We start from the raw sequence: 24,340 nt of genomic DNA on the forward strand, positions 1-24,340 counted from the left end.
ATGCCGATGCGTAAGTTGATCAACTACCAACCGCTGCCGCTGGGGCGCTTGCTGCTGGGCATTTTGCCGCTGCTGGCGCTGCTGCTGGTGTATCTGTTGGCGTCGGATGCGCGTCTCAGTCTGAATGCGGCAGACAAGCTGTTGCCGGGCTTTAACGCCATGGGCGACGCCATCAGCCGCATGGCGTTTCAGCCCAGCCCGCGCACCGGTGAATATCTGCTGTGGAGTGATACCGCCGCCAGTTTGCTGCGTTTGCTATGCGGCGTAGCGATCAGCGCGCTACTAGCGCTGGCGCTGGGTCTGTTCACCGGCGCGCTGCCGGTGGTGCGGGCGGTGCTGGCGCCGCTGGTGACGCTGTTTGCGCTGGTGCCGCCGCTGGCGATTCTGCCGATTCTGTTTATCTGTTTTGGCCTCGGCGAAGTGTCAAAAGTGGTGCTGATTGTCATTGGCATCACGCCGTTGATTACCCGCGATTTGCAGCTGCAGGTGCAGAAGATCCCACGCGAGCAGTTGGTGAAGGCGCAAACGCTCGGTGCACACAGCGCCCAGATTTTGTGGCGCGTGATCCTGCCGCAGCTGATGCCGCGCCTGTTGGATGCGGTACGGCTGTCGCTGGCGTCAGCGTGGCTGTTTCTGATTGCCGCCGAAGCCATCGCCGCCACGGAAGGTTTGGGTTATCGCATCTTCCTGATGCGACGTTATCTGGCAATGGATGTGATTCTGCCGTACGTGGCGTGGATCGCGCTGCTGGCCTTCCTGCTCGACCTGTTGCTGCGGCTGATTAGCCGTCGCTGCTGGCCGTGGTATCACGCGAAATTAAGGGGCGAGCGATGCCGTTACTGCAACTGAAAAATCTTGAGAAACATTACGGTCAGCAAGTGGTGCTGGAACGTCTCAATATCGAGGTCGAAGAGGGCGAGTTTGTGGCGATTGTCGGTGCGTCCGGCTGCGGCAAAACCACCTTCCTGAATATGCTGCTCGGCACTGAAGCGCCCAGCAAAGGCCAGCTGTTACTGGATGGTGAACCGATCCCCGACGAACCGGATGCGCATCGCGGCGTGGTGTTTCAGCGCTATTCGGTGTTCCCGCATTTGACGGTGCTGGGCAACGTGATGCTGGGCGACGAGTTCAGCAGCGCGCGTTGGCTGGGCCGCGTGTGGGGAAAGAAGCGTCAGGCGATTCGCCAGCGTGCGCAGGCCATGCTGGCGCAGGTCGGGCTGGAACATGCACAGAATAAATATCCGCATCAGCTGTCGGGCGGCATGCAGCAGCGTCTGGCGCTGGCGCAGGCGTTGATGAAGCAGCCGCGCATTTTGCTGCTGGATGAACCTTTTGGCGCACTCGATCCCGGCATCCGCAGCGAGATGCACCAACTGATCACCCGCTTGTGGCAGCAGCATAACCTGACCATTTTCATGATCACCCACGATCTGAAAGAGGGATTTAGCCTCGCCTCGCGTCTGCTGGTGTTTGACAAGCTGCGCCACGATCCACACGCGCCTGAAGCCTGGGGCGCGACCATCACTTACGACCTGCCGCTGGATCGCACACAGCCATCCGAACCGCTGGTCGCCTAAAGGAGAAAACCATGAAGCCTTATCAAACCTTGTTGCCGAGCGGCGCGCACTGGTCACTGGTGATGCGTAGCGGTAGTGCGCTGACCCTCACCGATGTGGAAGGTGGTGCCAACGTCGGCCTGCTGTTTTACAACCCGGAAAACCTGCTGGAGCGCTACAACGCGCCCGACACTTTGAAGTGCCAGCACACTTTCCGCCTCACCGCCGGTCACTGTCTCTATTCAGATATGGGACGCATTTTCTGCGGCATCGAACACGACAGCTTCGGCTGGCATGAAAGCGTGTGCGGCACGCTGAATGCCGAACAAACCGCCGCGCGTTTTGGTGCCAGCACGTATCAGCAGGCGCGCAACCTGCGCCATCAAAACGGCTATGACAGCTTTCTCGTCGAGCTGGCGAAATATGGGCTCGGCCAGCGCGATATGGCGTCCTGCCTCAACCTGTTTGCGCAGGTGCGCGCCGACGATAACGGCACTTTGCAGCTGGAACGTCAGGGCGCGGCGGGTGCCAGCGTGCGTTTACGTTTCGCGATGGACACTCTTGTGCTGCTGCACACTTGCCCGCATCCGCTGAGCGCATCGCAGGATTATCCGCGCCAGCCGGTGCAGATCGAACTGGATGCGCAGCACGCGCCATTGCCCGAAATCTGTCTGCAACGTGCTGAAAATCAACGCGGCTTGCGTAATAACGCGCTGTATCAACTGCAAGGAGAAATGTGATGATCACTGAAAGTCCGCTCAATCCAGCCGAAGCGCGCTTACAGCAAAAAATTGATGCCGGCGATTACTGGCTACATCTCATCGAAGCCGGTCAGACGCTACGCATCACCGATCTGGAAGGCAATCAGGCCGCCGATACGCTGTTTTTCAATGCTGATGACACCGCTGAACGCTACAGCATGAGCGACACGCTGCGCGGGCAGAACAACGTGTTTCTGATTGCGGGCAGCGTACTGCGCTCCAACCTTGATCGCCCAATGTTGACCATTACCGCCGATACCTGTGGCCGTCACGACACGCTTGGCGGCGCCTGCTCGTGCGAGAGCAACACGGTGCGCTATGACCTGGAAAAGCGCCATATGCATTCGTGCCGCGATAGCTGGATGCTGGCGGTGGCGGAAAAGCCGGAGTTCGGCCTGACGCGCCGCGACATCACCCATAACATCAATTTTTTCATGAACGTGCCGGTGACGCATGACGGCGGATTAACCTTTGCCGACGGCATTTCAGCGCCGGGAAAATATGTCGAGATGGTGGCGCAAATCAACGTGCTGGTGCTGATCTCCAACTGCCCGCAGCTCAACAATCCCTGCAACGGTTATAACCCAACGCCGATTTTAGTCAGCGTGTGGTGATTCTCTGACGCAACGGGACGACCCGTTTTCTGCCGTCAATGCCACGCAGGACGACCTGCCGCAACGAGAGTATTCAGTCATGATTGATCGCGTATTAATTGCCAACCGTGGCGCGATTGCCGTGCGCATTATTCGTACCCTGCAAGCCATGAATATCCGGGCGATTGCCGTATATGCCGAAGCCGACCGCCATGCGCGCCATGTACGTCTGGCGGATGAAGCCTGGTCGCTCGGCGAAGGTCAGGTGCGAGACACTTATCTCAATCAGGATAAATTGCTGGTGATAGCCGCGCAGAGTGGCGCGCAGGCGCTGCATCCGGGCTACGGTTTTCTCAGTGAAAATCCAGATTTTGTAAAGCGTTGCGAAGCGGCGGGCGTACATTTTCTTGGGCCGAGCGCGCAGCAGATGGCGGCCTTTGGCCTTAAACACAGCGCGCGTGCGCTGGCCGAACAGAACCATGTGCCGCTGCTGCCGGGCAGCGGCTTACTGGCTTCGCTGGCCGAGGCGCAGCAGATGGCGGCGCAGATTGGCTATCCGGTAATGTTGAAAAGCACCGCGGGCGGCGGCGGGATTGGTATGCAGCGCTGTGACGATGCCGAACAGCTCGACGCGGCATTTACTCGCGTGAAGCGCCTGGCAGGTAATAACTTCGCCGACGATGGCGTATTTTTAGAGAAGTTTATTGCGCGTGCACGCCATATCGAAGTGCAGATTTTTGGCGACGGCGCAGGTGAAGTGATCGCGCTCGGCGAGCGTGATTGCTCTGCTCAGCGTCGTAATCAAAAGGTGCTGGAAGAGACGCCTGCACCGGGCTTGAGCGCCGCCGTACGCGCGCAGTTGCAGGCTACCGCCGTGCGGCTGGCGCGGGCGGTGAACTATCGCAGCGCAGGCACGGTGGAATATGTGTATGACGATGCCAGCCAGCAGTTCTGGTTCCTCGAAGTGAACACGCGCTTGCAGGTGGAACATGGCGTGACCGAAATGGTGTATGGCGTTGATTTGGTGCGCTGGATGGTGGAACTGGCGCAGCAAAAATTACCGCCGCTGGCTGATTTGCAGCCGGTCGCGCAAGGTCACGCCATTCAGGTACGGCTTTACGCCGAAGATCCCGCTAAGCAGTTCCAGCCCAGCGCCGGATTACTCAGCCATGTGCAATTCCCGACTGAGATGGGAGGCGCAACGCTGCGGATCGACAGCAGCGTTGAGAGCGGCATGGAGGTTTCGCCGTTTTACGATCCGATGCTGGCGAAGGTGATTGTTCATGCCGCCGATCGCGCCAGCGCGCTCGGCAGTATGATGCAGGCGCTGCACGCCACCGAGCTGTACGGCATCGAAACCAATTTACTGTGGCTGCGCCAGCTGTGCACGCTGCCGGAAGTACAGCAGGGACGCATCATCACCGCCACGCTCGGCACCATGCAGTGGCAGCCACCAACGCTGGATATTATCAGCGGCGGCACCTTAACCACGGTGCAAGATGCGCCGGGCCGCATCGGCTATTGGCATGTTGGCGTGCCGCCTTCCGGTCCGTTCGACAGCCGAGCGTTCCAGCTCGGAAATCGCCTGTTAGACAACGATGCTCAGGCCGCCGGGCTGGAGATCACCTTGCGTGGCCCGACGCTGCGCTTCAATCAGGCATGTAGTTTTGTACTGACCGGTGCGCCGATTGCTGCTCAGCTTGATCAACAAAGATTACCGATGAATCAGCGGCTAACGGCGCAGGCCGGGCAAACGCTGACGCTTAGCGAGGTGCGCGACGGCAGCCGCAGCTATCTGCTGCTGGCCGGTGGCCTCGACACGCCGCGCTATCTGGGCAGCCGCAGCACTTTCACCCTCGGCAAATTTGGTGGTCATGCCGGACGCGCGCTGCGCGCCGGTGATGTGCTGCATCTCGCTGCGCCGCAGGTGCTGAGTGCCGCAACATTGCCTGACGAACTGCTGCCGCAACTTAACGGTTGCTGGCAGTTACGGGTGATTTACGGCCCGCATGGCGCGCCCACCTTCTTCACCGATGACGACATCGCGGAATTTTTTGCCGCTGTGTGGCAAGTGCACTACAACTCCAGCCGCACCGGTATTCGCCTGATCGGCCCAAAACCGACCTGGGCGCGCAGCGACGGTGGCGAAGCGGGCATGCATCCTTCGAATATTCATGACAATGCGTACGCCTTCGGCACGGTGGATTTTACCGGCGATATGCCGGTGATCCTCGGTCCAGATGGCCCATCGCTGGGAGGATTTGTCTGCCCGGCAACGGTGATCGAGGCCGATCTGTGGAAGCTGGGGCAGCTGAAAGCCGGCGATCGCGTGCAGTTCCAGCCGATCGATCTCGCCACCGCCGATCAGCTGGCGCAGGCGCAGCGTGATGAGATCATCAAACTGCAATCTCAACCGATTACAGTGAACGCGGCGCTGCCCTTGATTGATCCTGTGCTGCACCATCTTGCGGCATCGGATCAACGTCCTTCGCTCTGTATTCGGGCGGCGGGCGACCGTTTTCTGCTGGTGGAATATGGCGATTTGCAGCTGGATATCGCGTTGCGTTTTCGCGTGCATGCGCTGATGCAATGGCTGGAAGCGCATCCGCTGCCGGGGCAACTGGAATTGACGCCCGGCATCCGCTCGCTACAAATCCATTATGACGCGCAGTTGTGTGCAAGAAGTGAGCTATTGGCGCAAATATTGCACGCTGATTTAGCATTGGGTAGCCTGGCCGATGCAGCCGTGCCTTCGCGCACCATATGGCTGCCGCTCAGCTGGGATGATGCAGCCTGCCGTGAAGCGATTGTGCGCTACGACCAATCCGTCAGACCGAATGCGCCCTGGTGCCCAAGCAATATTGAATTTATTCGCCGCATCAATGGGCTGGATAGCATTGAGGCGGTAAAAGAGATCGTATTTAGCGCCTCTTATCTGGTGATGGGATTGGGCGATGTCTATCTCGGTGCGCCAGTGGCGACGCCACTCGATCCGCGCCATCGGCTGGTGACTACCAAATATAATCCGGCGCGCACCTGGACGGCGGAGAATTCGGTCGGTATCGGCGGCGCATATATGTGTGTGTACGGTATGGAAGGGCCGGGCGGCTATCAGTTTGTTGGACGCACCATGCAGATGTGGAACCGCGATCGCCCAACCGCCGCGTTTACCCAGCCCTGGTTACTGCGCTTCTTCGATCAAATTCGTTTTTATCCGGTAGAGGCCGACGAGCTGCTGCAGATTCGTGAGCGTTTTCCGTGGGGCGATTATCCGCTGCGCGTGGAACAAGGCGAATTCCGTCTCGCCGCCTATCAGGCGATGCTGACGCAGCAAGCGCATGAGATCGATGCCTTCCAGCGGCAGCGCCAGCAGGCATTTGATGAGGAGTTGGCGCGCTGGCGAGCGGAAGGGCAGTTTACCTTCGATAGCCAGCTGCAAGCGCAGAGCAGCGAAGAGATTGTGGTGCCAGCGGGATGTCATCCCGTTGAGAGCCAGGTGGCGGGCAGCGTGTGGCAATGGCTGGTGGAGGAAGGCAGTGAAATTCGTGCGGGTGCCACGGTCGGCATACTCGAATCAATGAAGATGGAAATCCCGATCGTCGCGCCCGTCAGTGGAAAAATCCATAGTCTGACGCGGCAGTCTGGGCAGCAAGTGCAGGCGGGTCAATTGCTTATGGTGATCGACCCAAAAGTGGCATAAGAAAGAATAAAAAATAATCAGGAATCTGGCAGCAAAGTCGGGGATCTGTCCCATACTTAGAAACCCGAACTATTGTTGCATTGCCCTGACATCTTTTGCAGTGCTCAACAGGCTGTGTCCCGCATCGGTTTGATAATAACTATGCGAAACCGCTACGGGATACAGCCTGATCGTCCGGTTTCAGCGCCTGGTGGCGCTTACCTCTCTACTTTCACGTGCTTCATAGTGAGTTTTTAAGGAGTTCTCTATGGAATTAAAAGATCCAATGGTCGAGTTGCTCAGTAGCCTTGAGCAGATTGTTTTGACACGTGACGCTAAGCCATCCGTATCAGAAATTTCTATCAATCAGACTACAGTTCCCGAGCCGCAGCGTTTACGCGAGATGACCGGCATGCAGGTTGACGAATTTGCCCGCGTGATGGGTGTCAGCGTTTCGTCAGTTAAAAGCTGGGAGGCGCAACGTACGCGTCCTTCCGCTACGGCGCGCAAACTGATGAAGCTATTACAAGCTAACCCGTATTTGGGGCGTCAGCTGCTGGAGTAATCCTTTTTTAGGATGCTTCAACCCGCCTAAATGGCGGGTTTTTTAATTTATAGCGCCGTACTTTGCAGCCTGTTTGACGAACCAACTCGCCGGCACGCTGTATGGCGGCAGCGCTAACTGCGCCAATCCCTGTTTGATGGTTTGTTCGGCTTGCTGCCACAAATGGCTATCGCCCTCGCGCAATAGCTGAATCTGAATCTGCTTTTCCACCAGATAGATGCGCGCAAAGTCGGCATCGTACTGCACGATGGCGCGAGTGTTGTCGATGATGTCGGCAAGCTTGATGGTTTGCGCCTCGGGCGAGGCATCGGCGGTATGACGGAAATGCGCCAGCTTACGTGCGGCACGATTTTTCGCCGCAGGCTGCGCGCTGTCGGTGAGTTGGTCCACCAGTTCCGTCACGCGCGGGCCGAAATGGCGTTCAATATCGTCTAAGGTGCTGGGCGTGTCTTCGACCGTGTCATGCAGCCAGGCGGCGGCAATCATCTGTTCATCATCGGTAACGCTACGCACTAACTCGGCGACGGCCGCCGGATGCACAATGTAAGGCTCGTCAGTGTATTTGCGGCGTTGACCCGCAGCAGCATGCGCTTCAGTGGCATAACGGCGCGCTTGCTCTTCCAGTGAATCTCGCATATTTCACTCTCCCAGAGAAAAGTCGCTTGCAATTATCTAGCGCGCTATTTATATTCAAACCCATGAACAGTAATCAAGATGACAAAAAAGTGAAGCAGGCGCCACTTCAGTTAGATCAGCAGCTCTGCTTTGCGCTGTATTCGGCGAACCTCGCGATGCACAAAGTCTATCGCCAGCTGCTATCCAGGCTGGAGATTACCTATCCGCAATATCTGGTGATGCTGGTGCTGTGGAATCAGGACGATGTGACGGTTTCCGAGATTGGCGAGCAGCTGTTTCTTGATTCAGCAACGCTGACGCCGCTGCTGAAACGTCTGGAGAGCGCGGGATTACTGCGACGCCAGCGTTCACGTCAGGATGAGCGTCAGGTTGTGGTGACGCTGACTGATGAAGGTCGTGCGTTGCGTGAAAAAGCAGAAAGCATTCCGGAAGCCATTCAGTGTGCGACGGCCTGCGATGATCAGGCACTGGCATCACTGAAAGGTCAGTTAGACGAGTTGCGCGACAGCCTTTACCGCGCCAATTGATGTTGAGTAGGGGAAGTCGCTGTCCCGACATCCCAAGAGATGACGTTCAGGTTTGCGCATAATAAGTAGTGCGCGATTATATAGCGAATTAACGAGGTTTTTATGTCTTTAGAACAAGTTGTTTATACTGCAAAAGCAAAAGCTACCGGCGGTCGTGATGGTCGTGCGACTTCTTCTGACAACGTGCTGGATGTAAAACTGGGCGTGCCAAAAGAGATGGGCGGCGCAGGCGGCGAAGTGACTAACCCAGAGCAGCTGTTTGCAGCGGGTTATTCAGCCTGTTTTCTCGGCGCGATGAAGTTTGTGGCTGGCCGCGACAAGATTGCGATGCCGAAAGATGCATGGATTGAAGGCGAAGTGGGTATTGGCCCAATCCCAAACGGTTTCGGAATTGAAGCCAAGCTGAATATCCATCTGCCAGAGATGGACGCTGCTGAAGCGCAGAAGCTGGTGGATGCGGCACACATCGTTTGCCCATACTCAAACGCAACGCGTGGCAACATCGATGTGACGCTGAACATCATCAACTAATTGATGTGGCTAGCGATACAAGGCTCCTGCGGGAGCCTTTTTTACATCTGAATTACATTCGAACTGCTTCAATTAGAAAAATTGTCTGGTCTTACCATTGGTTAAATGTTCTACTGCTCGGCTTCGCGCCATCGCCTCTTCGCCAGTCGGAATCGTCCCGATCCTGCATCTTGCGTCACGCTTTTTCCGCGGTTTAGCGAACTCTGCTGTCTTTAAACAGTCACATAACGGTTGATACAACGACACCAGGTCGGGAATAGATATTTTCATGAATTATATTAAAAGTTTAACGCAGCAGAAGCTGTCTCTGCTGCTTGCCTTATATCTGGGCATCTTATTGAATTTGCCAATATTTTATCGCCGCTTTGACGGCTTTTTAACAAAATCCAATATCTCTAATTGGCTCTCTGCTGCCGCAGAAGTCATGGCTGCCGTACTTCTTACCTTTTTCCTGATGCGCCTGCTGTCGCTGGGCGGGAAATGGGCTTACCGCATTCTCGCGACACTCACCGTGATCATTTCTGTTGCTGCCGCCTATTACATGGCGTTTTTCAACGTGGTGATTGGTTATGGCATTATCGCCTCGGTGATGACCACCGATATCGATCTCTCTAAAGAAGTGATTGGCCTGCATTTCGTGTTGTGGATGGTGCTGGTGAGCGCGCTGCCGCTGCTGCTGATCTGGCGAAATAACCTTAGCCAAACGCTGATTGAACAACTTAAAACGCCTGGCCAACGTCTGAAGCCGATAGCCGTTATGCTGCTGAGCGTCGCGCTGGTATGGCTGCCAATTCGCTATTTCGACAAGCTGCAAAAGGTGAATGAAGAGATCACCAACATCGATTTACCGAGTTATGGCGGCGTGGTGGCGCACTCCTATCTGCCATCCAACTGGATCGCCGCGCTGGGCCTGTTTGCCTGGACTAAAGTCGATGAAGAGTGGGATGGCCAGGAGTTGCTCGATCCGGCGAAGAAATTTACCTACGTCGCGCCTGCGGGCATCGATGATACCTATATGGTGTTTGTGATTGGCGAAACTACGCGCTGGGATCACATGGGGATGCTTGGCTACGATCGTGATACCACGCCGAAGCTGTCGAAAGAGAAGAATCTGGTCGCGTTTCGTGGTGAGTCTTGTGATACCGCCACCAAGCTGTCGCTGCGCTGCATGTTCGTGCGGGAAGGCGGCACCATGGATAATCCGGGTCGCACGCTGAAAGAACAAAACGTTTTCGCTGTATTGAAAGAGCTGGGCTTTACGTCTGAGTTGTTCGCGATGCAGAGCGAAGTGTGGTTCTACGATAACGCTGACACCAATAACTTTTCGTTCCGCGAGCAGATTGGTTCAGAGAAGCGTAATCAGGGCAAAGCGGTCGATGACATGCTGTTAGTGCCGGAATTACAGGCATCGTTACAACGCTTCCCGAAAGGCAAGCATGTGGTGATTCTGCACACCAAAGGCTCGCACTACCTTTATTCTCAGCGCTACCCGCGTGATTTCGCGCGCTATAAGCCGGAATGCATGGGCGTTGATGAGAAGTGCAGTAAAGCGCAGTTGATTAACGCCTATGACAACTCGATTTTGTATGTGGATACCATGCTGGACAGCGTGCTTGATCAGCTGCGTGATAAGAAGGCGATTGTGTTCTACGCCTCCGATCACGGTGAATCAATTAGCGAGAATATGCATTTGCATGGCACGCCGCGCGAGATGGCGCCACCGGAGCAGTTCCGTGTGCCGATGATGGTGTGGGCTTCTGATAAGTATCTTGAGGATCCAACTAACCGCAGCAACTTCGAGCGTTTGCAGGCGCAGCAGCGCGTGGGTAAAACCCATCGCCATGTTGAGCTGTTCGATACCATTATGGGTTGCCTCGGCTACACCTCGCCAGACGGCGGAATTAAAGACGCGAATAACTGGTGTTCAGCACCTGCAGCCACGCCGGCTAAACCGCTGTGATTTTCTGGGGTTGCTGACTTCTGCTTGCTTTCCAGGCGATCGGTTCGGTTTTCAGTAAAAGGCATTGACGCTTTTTTAGCAGCGCAGTAATATGCGCCCCCATCGGCGAGTAGCGCAGCTTGGTAGCGCAACTGGTTTGGGACCAGTGGGTCGGAGGTTCGAATCCTCTCTCGCCGACCATCTTTGAAGAAACCTGCTTTTATAAGCAGGTTTTTTTTCGTCTGTAATTTGTTGGGCCTTGTGCCGATCAGGCTGAAATACAGGGCCGCTCCGTAAAGTCGCCGTGGACACATCCCTGTGGGCTCTGCCGACGCATCCATGCGTCGGAAGCTTTACTCCGCGGCCCTGTATTCCATCCTTAATCAAAATCCTCTGCATTGTTTTAACAGCAAAACAAAAGTCAGCATGGCGATGGGAAGGCGGCTCGGTTAGCAAAGCGTCCGCCGCAGGGATGCGGCGGTCGAGGCTACAGGGACGTATTCACGCCGACTTTGCGTTCGAGCCACCTTTCCTGAGCAACGCACCAATAATCAGCAAAACCCATCAATTTACCCGTTCCACCATGCAAACCCTAAATACTCACTATTATTTCAACTTACACCTTTGAACCCCACGCCAAATCGAACCCGTGCGCTTAATTCGCGAAACATTCTTCTTATGACCGGTTTATGCATCATGCTGATTTCTTATGCCATTTTACTAGCACATTCCGCTACCTGAACGTCATAACGCACGAAGAATCGTTCAGATATTCAACATTTACCAATAAGTTTTGTGTGTTTTTTAGCGGTGATAATCACTGTCATTTGGCTACATAGCCAGATAATCACGCGGCATTGAGCGCTTTATCACCTTTTTTAATTTTGGCTTACGCTGAGAAGGGTGTTTTTTATCGTTGCTTGCACTTACTCACACTCTGTGTAAATAACCCCACACTGTATTGACGTTCATTGCAACTGTTGACAAATTGATGCGTCAATAAAATGTAGAGAAGGACGTGTCTGACAGATTCCACGGTGCCAGCACAAAAAAATAACCGCTCACATTTTGCTTACTCTTAATTGACCTGCCCGAACCGCATAAAAAAATCAGAGGTCGGGCGACGCACACAACATCACATCACAATGGAGCAAAACATGATCAACTCCCTGGCTAAATCCAGGATGCTGAAGGTCGGTCTCAGCCTGATTGCTATGACCGTTGCCGCTGGTGTCCAGGCGAAAACCCTCGTTTATTGTTCAGAAGGTTCGCCGGAAGGCTTCAACCCGCAGCTCTTCACATCGGGCACCACTTACGACGCCAGCTCCGTACCGATCTACAACCGTTTGGTTGAGTTCAAAACCGGTACCACCGAGCTGCAGCCAGGTCTGGCAGAAAAATGGGATGTCAGCGCGGACGGTAAAACCTATACCTTCCACCTGCGTCAGGGCGTGAAATGGCAAACCACCAAAGACTTTAAGCCAACCCGCACCTTCAATGCCGATGACGTCGTGTTCTCCTTCGAGCGTCAGCTCGATAAAAACAACAAATATCACGGTGTTTCTGGCGGCAGCTACGAATACTTCGAAGGCATGGACATGCCTAAGCTGATTGCCAAAATCGAGAAAGTTGACGATTACACCGTACGCTTCACCCTGACGCGTCCAGAAGCGCCGTTCATCGCTGACCTCGGCATGGACTTCGCCTCAATCATTTCTAAAGAATATGCCGACAACATGCTTAAAGCGGGCACGCCAGAGAAGCTGGACCTCAATCCAGTGGGCACCGGTCCGTTCGTACTGCAGCAGTATCAGAAAGACTCGCGCATTCTGTACAAAGCGAACCCAGACTTCTGGGGCACCAAGCCGAAGATTGATCGCTTAGTGTTCTCCATCACGCCAGATGCGTCAGTGCGTTATGCGAAGCTGCAGAAAGGTGAGTGCCAGGTAATGCCGTATCCGAACCCGGCCGATCTCGCCAGCATGAAGAAAGACGACAAAATTAACCTGATGGAACAGCCTGGTCTGAACGTCGGTTACCTGTCGTTCAACACCGAGAAAAAACCGCTGGATAACGTGAAAGTGCGTCAGGCACTGACCATGGCGGTGAACAAACAAGCCATCATCGATGCCGTTTATCAGGGCGCTGGCCAGGCCGCGAAAAACCTGATCCCACCAACCATGTGGGGCTACAACGACGACATCAAAGATTACGCCTACGATCCTGAGAAAGCGAAAGCGCTGCTGAAAGAAGCGGGCATGGCAGATGGTTTCTCTATCGACCTTTGGGCAATGCCGGTTCAGCGTCCATACAACCCGAACGCACGCCGCATGGCGGAAATGGTTCAGGCTGACTGGGCGAAAATTGGCGTGAAAGCCAAAATCGTCACCTTCGAATGGGGCGAGTACCTGAAACGTGCGAAAGCCGGTGAGCACCAGACCGTTATGATGGGCTGGACCGGTGATAATGGGGATCCAGATAACTTTTTCGCCACGCTGTTCAGCTGTGCAGCGGCGAAAGACGGTTCTAACTACTCACGTTGGTGCTACAAGCCGTTTGAAGATCTGATTCAGCCAGCCCGTGCTGAAGCCGATCACAACAAACGTATTGAACTGTACAAACAGGCTCAGGTAGTGATGCATGACCAGGCTCCAGCGCTGATCATCGCTCACTCAACCGTATACGAGCCAGTGAGCAAGAAAGTAACAGGTTATGTGGTTGATCCATTAGGTAAACATCACTTCGAAAACGTCGATATCCAGGAATAACCTTTCGGATTATCGCGGTCAGGGCCAGCATTGCTGGCCCTCGGGCGGCACCTTCGCCGCCCGTATTCCGCTCTTTTTTTCCGGCAAATTCTAATATTGAAGCGCTTCTTGCGTCGCGTCTGCCCCTGGCGGGCTGCGAGTGTTGAGCAATGTTGTCCCCGGCGGTAACGCTGCGGGAAATGTCAGAGAACCAGGCTTATGCTGCAATTCATACTCCGACGTTTGGGCCTTGTCATCCCAACGTTCATCGGTATCACATTATTGACCTTCGCGTTTGTCCACTTGATCCCCGGCGATCCGGTACTGATCATGGCCGGCGAACGCGGTATCTCTCCTGAACGTCACGCGCAATTGATGGCGCAATTTGGCCTCGATCAGCCGATGTGGAAGCAATATCTCACCTACATCAACGGCGTCTTGCACGGTGACCTCGGTATCTCGCTGAAAAGCCGTATCCCGGTCTGGGACGAATTCGTACCACGCTTCAAAGCCACGCTGGAACTGGGCATCTGCGCCATGTTGTTCGCAGTGGCGGTCGGCATTCCCGTTGGCGTGCTGGCCGCAGTAAAACGCGGCTCGATCTTCGATCACACCGCCGTAGGCATCTCGCTCACCGGTTACTCAATGCCGATTTTCTGGTGGGGCATCATGCTGATCATGCTGGTCTCGGTGCAGTGGAACCTCACGCCGGTCTCCGGGCGCGTCAGCGACACCATCTTCCTCGACGACAGCCATCCGCTCACCGGCTTTATGCTGATTGATACGCTGTTCTGGGGTGAAGAGGGCGATTTCAAAGATGCGGTGATGCACATGATTTTGCCGGCCATCGTGCTCGGCACCATTCCGCTGGCGGTGATTGTGCGTATGACGCGCTCCTCAATGCTGGAAGTGCTGGGTGAAGATTACATTCGTACTGCGCGCGCCAAAGGCCTGACGCGTATGCGTGTGATTGTGGTGCATGCGCTGCGTAACGCCATGCTGCCGGTCGTCACCGTAATCGGTTTGCAGGTCGGTACGCTGCTGGCCGGTGCGATTCTGACCGAAACCATCTTCTCGTGGCCAGGACTCGGTCGCTGGCTGATCGAAGCGCTGCAACGCCGTGACTATCCGGTAGTGCAGGGCGGCGTGCTGCTGGTGGCGATTCTGATCATCGTGGTCAACCTGCTGGTTGATCTGTTGTACGGCGTGGTCAATCCACGTATCCGTCATAAGAAATAAGGGGGAATCATGTCTGCTGTTGATCCCGCAAGCGTAACTGCTGCACCCAAGCCGATGACCCCGTTGCAGGAATTCTGGCACTACTTCAAACGTAACAAAGGCGCGGTAATCGGCCTGGTTTACATCGTTCTGATGCTGTTGATCGCGATCTTTGCTGATGTACTGGCTCCGCACGCACCGGCCGAGCAATTCCGCGATGCCTTGCTGCATCCGCCAGTCTGGCAGGAAGGCGGCAGCTGGAGCTACATCCTCGGTACCGATGACGTGGGCCGCGATGTGCTGTCGCGCTTGATGTACGGCGCGCGCCTGTCGCTGCTGGTCGGCTGCATGGTGGTGGTGCTGTCGCTGATTCTCGGTGTGATATTTGGTCTGATGGCCGGCTACCTCGGCGGCGTGGTTGACGCCATCATTATGCGTGTGGTCGATATCATGCTGGCGCTGCCAAGCCTGCTGCTGGCATTGGTGCTGGTGGCGATCTTCGGTCCATCGATTGTTAACGCCTCGCTGGCGATTACCTTCGTCGCCTTGCCGCACTATATCCGTCTGACGCGTGCTGCGGTGCTGGTTGAAGTGAACCGCGATTACGTCACCGCTTCGAGCGTGGCGGGTGCCGGTACGCTGCGCCAGATGTTCATCAATATTCTGCCTAACTGCCTGGCACCGCTGATCGTGCAGGCATCATTAGGCTTCTCCAACGCCATCCTCGATATGGCGGCGTTGGGCTTTCTCGGTATGGGGGCGCAGCCGCCTACGCCGGAGTGGGGCACCATGCTCTCCGACGTGTTGCAGTATGCGCAAAGTGCCTGGTGGGTGGTGACATTCCCTGGAGTGACCATTCTGCTAACGGTTCTGGCATTCAACCTCATGGGCGATGGTTTGCGTGATGCACTCGACCCGAAACTCAAGCAGTAAAGAGGCACCGAGATGGCGTTATTAAATGTAGACAAGTTATCGGTGCATTTCGGCGACGAAAAAACACCGTTCCGTGCGGTTGACCGCATCAGCTATCAGGTCGAGCAAGGCCAGGTTGTGGGTATTGTTGGTGAATCTGGCTCGGGCAAATCCGTGAGTTCACTGGCGATTATGGGCCTGATTGATTATCCCGGCCGCGTAATGGCGGAAAAACTGGAGTTCAATCAGCGCGACCTGCAGAAAATCTCCGAAAAAGAGCGCCGCCAGCTGGTGGGCGCAGAAGTGGCGATGATTTTCCAGGACCCGATGACCAGCCTCAACCCGTGCTACACCGTGGGTTTCCAAATAATGGAAGCGCTGAAGGTGCATCAGGGCGGCAGCAAACGTACGCGTCGTCAGCGCGCGATTGATCTGCTCGATCAGGTGGGCATTCCCGATCCGGCATCGCGTCTGGATGTTTATCCGCATCAGCTGTCGGGCGGTATGAGCCAGCGCGTGATGATCGCGATGGCGATTGCCTGCAAACCGAAACTGCTGATCGCCGATGAGCCGACCACCGCACTCGATGTAACCATTCAGGCGCAAATCATCGAACTGCTGCTGGAGTTGCAGAAGCAGGAGAACATGGCGCTGATCCTGATTACTCACGATCTGGCGCTGGTGGCCGAAGCGGCACAGCACATCATCGTGATGTATGCCGGACAAGTGGTGGAAAGCGGTAAAGCGGTGGATATCTTCAAAGCGCCGCGTCATCCGTATACGCAGGCGCTGCTGCGCGCGCTGCCGGAGTTTGCCGCCGATAAAGCGCGTCTGGCTTCGCTGCCTGGCGTGGTGCCGGGTAAATACGATCGTCCAACCGGCTGCCTGTTAAATCCGCGCTGCCCGTATGTGACCGATCGCTGCCGCCGCGAAGAGCCGGAGTTGCGCGACATTCCGGGCCGTCAGGCCAAATGTCACTTCCCACTGGATGATGCCGGGAGACCGACTTATGAGTCTTGATAACGATAAGCAGGATTACCTGCTGCAGGCGATTGACCTGAAAAAACACTACCCGGTGAAGAAAGGTCTGTTTGGCCAGGAACGTCTGGTAAAAGCGCTGGATGGCGTCTCGTTCAACCTCGAACGCGGCAAAACGCTGGCGGTGGTGGGTGAATCCGGCTGTGGTAAATCCACGCTGGGCCGCTTGCTGACCATGATTGAAACCCCGACCGAAGGCCAGCTGTTCTGGCACGGTCAGGATCTGCTAAAACACGATCCGCAGGCGCAGAAACTGCGTCGTCAGAAAATCCAGATCGTGTTCCAGAACCCGTACGGTTCGCTCAATCCGCGTAAGAAAATCAGCCAGATTCTGGAAGAGCCGCTGGTGATCAACACCTCGCTGACTAAAGCGGAGCGCAAGGAAAAAACGCTGGAGATGATGGCGAAGGTTGGCCTGAAAACCGAGCATTACGATCGTTATCCGCACATGTTCTCGGGCGGCCAGCGTCAGCGTATCGCGATTGCGCGCGGTTTGATGCTCGACCCGGATGTGCTGATTGCCGATGAGCCGGTTTCCGCGCTCGATGTATCCGTGCGTGCGCAGGTGCTCAACCTGATGATGGATTTACAGCAGGACTTAGGTTTGTCCTACGTCTTCATCTCGCATGACCTGTCGGTGGTGGAACACATCGCCGATGAGGTGATGGTGATGTATCTCGGCCGCTGCGTCGAGAAGGGCAGCAAAGAGGCGATCTTCAGCAATCCGCGCCATCCTTACACGCAGGCGCTGCTGTCGGCGACACCACGCCTTAACCCGGACGATCGCCGCGAGCGCATCAAGCTCACGGGCGAACTGCCGAGCCCGCTCAACCCGCCGCCGGGCTGTGCGTTTAACGCGCGCTGCCGTCGTCGCTTTGGCACCTGTGTTCAGCTGCAACCCAAGCTGAAGCAGTATGGCGATCAGCAAATCGCCTGCTTCGCGGTGGATCAGGATGAGAATCAGCCGGTGGGCGTGTAATAAATTACCGCTATAAATGAATGAAGGCTCCTGCGGGAGCCTTTCTTTTATCCTTAATACATCAGATTAATTAACGACAAAACGTGTTATCGCCAAAGCCACGCAAAAATCATTACGACACTGCATCTGTGATCAATTGGTCCTGATTAGGACTTAAAGCGTAAAGGCAAATTCTTATTTGCGTCAGGATTGCTTGAGCGGCATCACAATGAAATAAAATCCATAACTTGCAGCGCAGTAGTGAAAATTCAGTAGCTTAGGTTAAAATCCCCTGCGTAATTATTTCTGTTAATTGATACTAATTAATACCCGTCAATAAATAACTGCATGCTTCTTGCATGCCCGTTTTTTCAATCTTTAAGATAGAATTCTTTTGTTGAATGCGGCGTTTTAATAATCAGATTTGTCTCACCGTCTTTTAATGTGTGTGATATATTCGCGGAAAATTCCCTCCCGCTTTCACAGGCTCTGATCATGAAGAATTACGACGATCTGCAGCGTTTTAAAGAGAAAACGCAGACGCTTGATATCGCTTTTAAGGATATGTCCGGTCAATCGCATGAAGCCGATCAAAGTCAGTGGGCGTTACTGCGTCAATTGACCACCGATCAAGAGCCTGAATTAGGTAGCGGCCAGCGCATCGATATGCCGCAACCGCATCCGATTCGCGGGGATGAATTTAGCGCACCGCCTGAGCCAATTCAGACTGCACCAGCCAGCCCGGCACGAGGATCGATTCTCGACAGCCTGAACGCGCCTGCTGCCGCCCAACCGGAGACCGGCTCATCGCTGTTTCCGCCCGCGCCGTCGGCTAAACCGGTGTCGTCTGCTACGCCATTAGCGCCAAAAGCCACGTTGGTAGAGCGTCAGGCCACGACTTCACTGTTTCCGCCCGCCAAACCTGTCGCCGCACCCGCCGCACCGATTGCTCAGCCTGCTGCTGCTGCTGCTGCCGCTGCCGCGCCTGCACCGGCAGCTCCAGCGCCAATTGCGCCTGTGCCAACCTTTGCCGCTGCGGTTGAACCGGCACGTCCGGCTGCGCCCGCACCGTCTCGCTTTGGTGCGCTATTCCGCTCGCGTCCCGCCGAGCCCGCTAATTTGTCAAAAGAAACACCGTTAAAACCGCTACTGGAGAAGATTGCGCTATGCCGTTAGTTTGTGTGTGCTCGCCAAAAGGGGGAGTAGGGAAAACCACCATGGCGGCCAACCTTGCGTGGAGTCTGGCTCGCGCTGGCAGCAAGGTATTGGCAATCGATTTCGATGTTCAGAATGCTTTGCGCCTGCATTTCGGTGTACCGCTGAATGATGGTCGCGGCTTTGTCGCGCGCTCTGAAGATCAGGCTGACTGGAGCCAATCGATTCTGACCACCGGCGGCAACATTTTCGTCATGCCTTATGGCGAAGTCAGCGAAGAGCAGCGTGAACGTTTTGAAGAGAACCTGGTAAAAGATCCGCATTTCCTGAAACGCGGTTTGGATACGGTACTGAATTATCCGGGACTGGTGATTATCGCCGATTTTCCGCCGGGTCCGGGTCCAGCGCTTAAAGCAATGCAGGCACTTGCCGATATGCATTTAGTGGTGATGTTAGCGGATACCGCGTCGGTCTCTTTACTGCCGCAAATTGAAAATGACCGCATGATTGGTCAGCCGCTAAATAATAAGCGTGGTCATTATTTTGTGCTTAATCAGAGCGACAATCGCCGCAATATTAGCCGTGAAGTCACCGCTTTTATGCAGCAGCGCCTGGGTGAGAACTTATTAGGCGTGGTACATCGTGATGAAAGTGTCGCGGAAGCCAATGCCTCGCAACAATCTGTTTATGATTTCAGCCCAGCTTCTGCAGCTGCGTTTGATATCGAATTAGTGGCAAAACGCGTAGCCAATATCCTGAATATCACCGTGGGCAACGGCGAAGTTCAGGCACCTATTCGCAGCCACTATTAATAATGAGGCCGTCTCCGGCCACATAATAACAACACAGCTTCTTCAGGGTGAATCATGAGTAAACTCGGGTTTTACCTGCTGCTGCTGGTGCTTGCACCGGTGGCGGCGGTAATCGTCATCACGCCTATGGACAGCCAGAAGCAATATATATTTGGCTTAATCAGCATCGGCATGATGTTTTTACTGGGCTTCAGCAAAAGCCGCAAAATAACTATCGTCATGGTTATCCTTTCCGCGCTGATGTCGACCCGATATATCTGGTGGCGCACCACGGAGACGCTGCAATTTAATTCTGAGATTGAAGCGATTCTCGGTATCGGCTTATATCTGGCCGAACTGTACGTCTGGCTGATCTTAATTCTCGGCTTCTTGCAAACCACCTGGCCATTAAAACGCACCATCGAACCTTTGCCGGATGATACCAGCCTGTGGCCGACGGTTGATGTTTATGTTCCAACCTACAACGAAAGCCTCGATGTAGTGCGTGATACCGTGCTGGCTGCGCAGTGTATTGATTACCCGCGCGACAAGCTGAAGGTCTATTTGCTGGATGACGGTAAACGCAGTGAGTTTGCGGTATTTGCCGCTGACGTCGGCGTGGGTTACATCACCCGTGACGATAACAATCACGCCAAAGCCGGTAACCTCAACCACGCCATGAAGATCACCAAAGGTGAGCTGATTTGCATCTTCGACTGCGATCACGTGGCTACGCGCACCTTCCTGCAGGCGACGGTCGGTCCGTTCCTGAAAGACCCGAAGCTGGCGCTGCTGCAAACCCCGCACTACTTCTATTCGCCGGATCCGTTCGAGCGTAACCTGCGCGCGGCGCGCAGCATCCCGAATGAAGGTTCACTGTTCTACGGCCCGGTTCAGCAGGGTAACGATAACTGGAACGCCACCTTCTTCTGCGGCTCCTGTGCGGTGATTCGCCGTAGCGCGCTGGAAGAGATCGGTGGCTTTGCGGTGGAAACCGTCACTGAAGATGCGCATACCGCACTGAAAATGCAGCGTCTCGGTTGGGGCTCGGCCTTCCTGGCGATTCCGCTGGCGGCCGGTTTAGCGACTGAACGTCTCGGTCTGCACGTGGTACAGCGTAACCGCTGGGCGCGCGGCATGACACAGATCTTCCGCGTCGATAACCCGCTGTTTGGTCGTGGATTGAAGTGGCAGCAACGTCTGTGCTACCTCAACGCCATGCTGCACTTCCAGTTCGGCTTGCCGCGTGTGGCGTTCCTGACGGCACCGCTGGCGTACCTGCTGTTTAACCTGAATATCATTCACTCATCTGCATCGCTGATTTTCGCCTACGTCTTGCCGCATCTGGTGATGTCGCTCTACGTCAACTCACGAATGAACGGCAAGTTCCGTTACACCTTCTGGGGCGAGATCTACGAAACCGTGATGTGCTTCCACCTCGTTATCCCCACGCTGCTGACCATGCTGGCACCGAAGCGCGGCAAGTTTAACGTTACGGATAAAGGCGGCCTGCTCGATCAGGGCTTTTTCGACTTCCACATCGTGCGTCCACACGTGATTGTCGCGGTGCTGCTGTCGATTGGCATTATCGCTGGCGTGGTACGTGCGACAGCGCATGACTACTTTGGCGTCGATCCTTACGTTATCGCCCTCAACGTCGGCTGGGCGGTGTTTAGCCTGATTATTCTGATGGCGGCGATTGCTGTGGCGCGTGAAACCAAGCAGGTGCGTAAAACCATCCGTATTGAAGTGCAGATTCCGGCGGTGATTCACTACGCCAGCGGCATCTCGTCGCGCACGAAAACCAGCGATCTGTCGATGGGCGGCGCGCAGCTGGATGCGCCGGACAATCGTCACGAGCACGATGAAATTGAAGAGATCGATCTGCTGCTGAAATCGGGCACCATCACCATTCCGGTGAGCAAAATCTCTGGCGATGAAGAGAGCATTCGTCTGCGCTTTGGCGATATGCCGCTGTCGCGCCGTCGTGAATTGGTGCGCGTGGTGCTGGCGCGTGCCGATGCGTGGATTCAGCCGGAATATAAGCAAGACAATCCACTGGTTTCGCTTGGCACCATTATTCGTACCGTATTTGAGCTGTTCTGGCTGACCTGGAAAGATCGCCGTGAGAAGCGTAAGCGTGACAACCAGCCCGCCGCAAAAGAGGACAGCGCTGCATGAAGAATTTGACGCAAACGTTGCTGGCAAGCTCGCTGGCAACGGCGCTGCTGCTCGCGCCAGCGTGGGCCGAAACCCCGGCGGTCACCCAGGATAGCGGTGCACTTTCTGACGTTCCACCGCCGCAAGGCATTGAAAGTGCGGCCGATCAACAGCTGCAGCAGGCGGCAGGCGCGGCACCTTATGCGCCAGTAGAAACCGCACCAGAAACGGCACCGCCAACCACAACAGAAGCGGCACCACAAACCGCACCGACAACGGTAAATGAAACGCCCGCCGAACCTGCAGTAAGCGAACCTGCGCCAGCACCCGCACCTGAAATGGTGCTGCCAACGGTGGCGCCAACCGCACCGGCGGTGATGCCAGATACGTCTTCCGCGACGCTTAACCAGCCAATCAGCAGCACCGTTTCGGTGGCGCAGATGGGCCAGCCGCGCGGCATTACATTGACCGGTGGTCAGCTGCAATCGGGTATCATGTTCACGCTGCCCAGCGATGAAGTGATCACCAATGCGCGCCTCAATCTGTCGCTGCGCGTCTCGGCGGCACTGGCAGCGCGCAACACTTCGCTGCAGCTGATGCTGAATGGTCAGCCGCTTGGCACCTTGCCGCTGGGTTCCAGCGACAGCGATGTCAGCGATTACCAGCTGGATATTCCGGCGGCGATGGTCGTTTCGAGCAACAACCTCAGCTTCAAGATTAACGATGCCGACAAGCTGCTATGTGAGAAAGAGAGCGCGCAGCAGTATCAGGTATCGATTCTGCCGAAAACCACGCTGAGCCTTGAAGGCCAGCAGCTGAACATCGGTACCAGCCTGCGTAACTTCCCGCGTCCGTTTATCGATGCGCAGCGCATGACGCCCGCCAGCGTCACTTTTGGCTTTGCCGCCAATGCTGCGCCGGACAGCATCAGCGCCGCCGCGCTGGTGGCATCGTGGATGGGCATTCAGTCGGATTATCGTGGCATCCGTTTCCCGGTGGTGCGCGGCGATCTGCCGGAACACAACGGTATTCTGATTGGCCATCCGGGCGACAAGATTGGCACCGTGACTTTGCCAGCCACCAACGGTCCGCTGCTGCAGGTGATCGATAACCCGAACAATCCGGTCTACAAGTTGCTGCTGGTGGTCGGGGCGAATGACGATCAGTTGCGTCAGGCCGCTAACCGTTTAACCACTCAGCCGCTGGCGATCGATGCCAGCAGCCTCAACGTGCAGCCGCAGCCGATTGGCGTGCGTAAGCCGTACGATGCGCCGCGCTGGATCAACACCACGCGTCCGGTGCGTCTGAGCGAACTGCTGCGTAAAGATCAGAGCCTGACCACCACCGGCATCTGGCACGATGCGCTGAGCGTTAACTTCCGCGCCGCGCCGGATCTGTTCCTGTGGGATGGCGACACCATTCCGGTGGAGCTGCACTATCGCTTCCCATCTGAAAGCTGGATTGACGAGAACAACTCGTTCCTCAACGTGATGATAAACGGCACTTTCCTGCGCAACCTGACGGTAAATAAAGTCGGCTTGCTGGAGAGCGCCTGGCATCGCCTGGGCGGCGACGCGCGTCAGGAGCATTACACCCTGAAGCTCGAACCCTATCTGATTTACGGTGACAACCAGCTGGCGCTCTACTTCAACATCAAGCCGAAAGCGGATGCACCGTGCGGCGTGCTGCTGAACAACAACATTAAGAGCCGCATCGAAGAGGATTCGTGGATCGATCTGAGCCACACGCGCCACTTCACCATGCTGCCAAACCTCTCTTACTTTGTGGGCGCCTCGTTCCCGTTCTCGCGTCTGGCGGACTTCTCGCAGACCACGCTGCTGCTGCCTGAACAACCGAGCGATGCGGAGATCTCGACGCTGCTGGATATGGCCTCCCGCGCCGGTAACGCCACCGGCGTACCGCTGCTGCAAAACCAGGTGCTGTTTGGTCTGCCAAACGGCGGCACCAACATGACGCGTCTGCAACAAAGCGATCTGCTGGCGGTGAGCACCACGCAGAACAACGACTTCAACCAGGCGATGCTGGCCAACACGCCGTTCGATACCAGCGGCAACACGCTGGGCGTGAAAGAGCCGACCACCTGGGACAAACTGCGTGGCTGGCTGACCGGCGACTGGTATCGCCAGCAGCTGGATGCCGATCGTTACTTCTCGTCCAACGAAGCGTGGCGCGGCTTTGTCAGCTATCGCTCGCCGTGGAACCCGGATCGTTTAGTGGTGATGACGGTGGCGACCAGCGATCAGCAACTGCTGCGCCTGCATGAAGACCTGAATTCCGCGCGCATCAACGCCGGTATTCGCGGCGATACCGCCATCATCACTGATGAAAACGGCATTCGCAGCTTCCGCGTCGGCCCGCAATTCCCGAGCGGCGAAATGCCGTGGTACATGATGGTGGTGTGGTATGCCAACCAGCACTCGGTGCTGATGGCGCTGGCGGCGCTGCTGCTGTCAGCGTTGGTCGGTGGCGGTGCATGGGTGATGCTGAAACGTCATGCGTGGCGTCGTCTCAACCCAAAAGTTGATAGCAAGTCCGGCAAGAAGTAAGGATAAA

19 protein-coding genes and 1 tRNA gene are annotated in these 24,340 nt (G+C 55.7%); 19 read left to right on the forward strand and 1 reads right to left on the reverse strand.

Features of this window, described 5'->3' with window-relative positions; genetic code table 11:
• The first annotated feature begins 6 nt into the window (after positions 1-6).
• The 6 genes from ACXIZX_RS19895 to ACXIZX_RS19920 all read left to right on the forward strand — a co-directional run bounded on the left by ACXIZX_RS19895 (position 7) and on the right by ACXIZX_RS19920 (position 7,154).
• Entirely contained in the window at positions 7-849 is an 843-nt protein-coding gene (locus ACXIZX_RS19895; protein ID WP_479404794.1) for an ABC transporter permease, read from the forward strand.
• Positions 831-1,577 (forward strand): ABC transporter ATP-binding protein, encoded by a 747-nt coding sequence (locus ACXIZX_RS19900; protein ID WP_154156897.1) that lies wholly within the window; start codon positions 831-833, stop codon positions 1,575-1,577. Before ACXIZX_RS19895 ends, ACXIZX_RS19900 begins: the two co-directional genes overlap by 19 nt.
• An 11-nt stretch (positions 1,578-1,588) precedes the next feature.
• Positions 1,589-2,296, forward strand: a complete 708-nt coding sequence (locus ACXIZX_RS19905) for an urea amidolyase associated protein UAAP1 (RefSeq protein ID WP_479404795.1) — start codon at positions 1,589-1,591, stop codon at positions 2,294-2,296.
• Positions 2,296-2,931 (forward strand): urea amidolyase associated protein UAAP2, encoded by a 636-nt coding sequence (locus ACXIZX_RS19910; protein ID WP_479404796.1) that lies wholly within the window; start codon positions 2,296-2,298, stop codon positions 2,929-2,931. Before ACXIZX_RS19905 ends, ACXIZX_RS19910 begins: the two co-directional genes overlap by 1 nt.
• 79 nt (positions 2,932-3,010) lie before the next feature.
• Positions 3,011-6,610, forward strand: a complete 3,600-nt coding sequence (gene uca, locus ACXIZX_RS19915; RefSeq protein WP_479404797.1) for an urea carboxylase — start codon at positions 3,011-3,013, stop codon at positions 6,608-6,610.
• Positions 6,611-6,857: 247 nt separating this feature from the next.
• Positions 6,858-7,154, forward strand: coding sequence for an HTH-type transcriptional regulator (locus ACXIZX_RS19920; RefSeq protein WP_008104629.1), 297 nt, complete (start codon positions 6,858-6,860; stop codon positions 7,152-7,154).
• Between the two features lie 42 nt (positions 7,155-7,196).
• Here ACXIZX_RS19920 and ACXIZX_RS19925 read toward each other — a convergent pair whose 3' ends face one another.
• The gene (locus ACXIZX_RS19925) at positions 7,197-7,790 is read right to left on the reverse strand and encodes an HD domain-containing protein (protein WP_479404798.1); all 594 of its coding nucleotides are present in this window, start codon (positions 7,788-7,790) and stop codon (positions 7,197-7,199) included.
• Positions 7,791-7,852: 62 nt separating this feature from the next.
• Here ACXIZX_RS19925 and ACXIZX_RS19930 point away from each other — a divergent pair, with 62 nt between their 5' ends.
• From ACXIZX_RS19930 to bcsB, 13 genes are all read left to right on the forward strand, one after another.
• On the forward strand, positions 7,853-8,317 hold the full coding sequence (locus ACXIZX_RS19930; RefSeq protein WP_061719331.1) for a MarR family winged helix-turn-helix transcriptional regulator: 465 nt from the start codon (positions 7,853-7,855) through the stop codon (positions 8,315-8,317).
• Positions 8,318-8,419: 102 nt separating this feature from the next.
• Positions 8,420-8,848 (forward strand): organic hydroperoxide resistance protein, encoded by a 429-nt coding sequence (locus ACXIZX_RS19935; RefSeq protein ID WP_008104621.1) that lies wholly within the window; start codon positions 8,420-8,422, stop codon positions 8,846-8,848.
• 268 nt (positions 8,849-9,116) lie between these two features.
• Positions 9,117-10,808 (forward strand): kdo(2)-lipid A phosphoethanolamine 7''-transferase, encoded by a 1,692-nt coding sequence (gene eptB, locus ACXIZX_RS19940; RefSeq protein WP_008104619.1) that lies wholly within the window; start codon positions 9,117-9,119, stop codon positions 10,806-10,808.
• A gap of 103 nt (positions 10,809-10,911) precedes the next feature.
• A tRNA-Pro gene (locus tag ACXIZX_RS19945) sits at positions 10,912-10,988 on the forward strand.
• 956 nt (positions 10,989-11,944) lie between these two features.
• Positions 11,945-13,555 carry a dipeptide ABC transporter periplasmic-binding protein DppA gene (gene dppA, locus ACXIZX_RS19950; RefSeq protein WP_008104616.1) on the forward strand — a complete coding sequence of 537 codons (1,611 nt, stop codon included), beginning with the start codon at positions 11,945-11,947 and terminating at the stop codon, positions 13,553-13,555.
• Between the two features lie 198 nt (positions 13,556-13,753).
• Positions 13,754-14,773 (forward strand): dipeptide ABC transporter permease DppB, encoded by a 1,020-nt coding sequence (dppB, locus tag ACXIZX_RS19955; protein ID WP_008104614.1) that lies wholly within the window; start codon positions 13,754-13,756, stop codon positions 14,771-14,773.
• Positions 14,774-14,782: 9 nt separating this feature from the next.
• Positions 14,783-15,685 carry a dipeptide ABC transporter permease DppC gene (dppC, locus tag ACXIZX_RS19960; RefSeq protein ID WP_061719333.1) on the forward strand — a complete coding sequence of 301 codons (903 nt, stop codon included), beginning with the start codon at positions 14,783-14,785 and terminating at the stop codon, positions 15,683-15,685.
• A 12-nt stretch (positions 15,686-15,697) separates the two neighbouring features.
• Positions 15,698-16,684, forward strand: coding sequence for a dipeptide ABC transporter ATP-binding protein (dppD, locus tag ACXIZX_RS19965; protein ID WP_008104610.1), 987 nt, complete (start codon positions 15,698-15,700; stop codon positions 16,682-16,684).
• Complete coding sequence (gene dppF / locus ACXIZX_RS19970) at positions 16,674-17,681, forward strand: dipeptide ABC transporter ATP-binding subunit DppF (RefSeq protein WP_008104607.1); 1,008 nt, start codon at positions 16,674-16,676, stop codon at positions 17,679-17,681. The genes dppD and dppF overlap by 11 nt, the downstream gene beginning before the upstream one ends.
• 474 nt (positions 17,682-18,155) lie before the next feature.
• Positions 18,156-18,836, forward strand: coding sequence for a cellulose biosynthesis protein BcsO (gene bcsO / locus ACXIZX_RS19975; protein WP_179452854.1), 681 nt, complete (start codon positions 18,156-18,158; stop codon positions 18,834-18,836).
• A complete protein-coding gene (bcsQ, locus tag ACXIZX_RS19980) occupies positions 18,827-19,627 on the forward strand; it encodes a cellulose biosynthesis protein BcsQ (RefSeq protein WP_061719335.1) in 801 nt (266 codons plus the stop codon). The genes bcsO and bcsQ overlap by 10 nt, the downstream gene beginning before the upstream one ends.
• Positions 19,628-19,681: 54 nt before the next feature.
• Positions 19,682-21,787, forward strand: coding sequence for a UDP-forming cellulose synthase catalytic subunit (bcsA, locus tag ACXIZX_RS19985; RefSeq protein ID WP_008104601.1), 2,106 nt, complete (start codon positions 19,682-19,684; stop codon positions 21,785-21,787).
• Positions 21,784-24,333, forward strand: coding sequence for a cellulose biosynthesis cyclic di-GMP-binding regulatory protein BcsB (bcsB, locus tag ACXIZX_RS19990; protein WP_179452853.1), 2,550 nt, complete (start codon positions 21,784-21,786; stop codon positions 24,331-24,333). The genes bcsA and bcsB overlap by 4 nt, the downstream gene beginning before the upstream one ends.
• Positions 24,334-24,340: the final 7 nt, after the last annotated feature.

This window comes from Candidatus Pantoea symbiotica, from assembly GCF_056491525.1.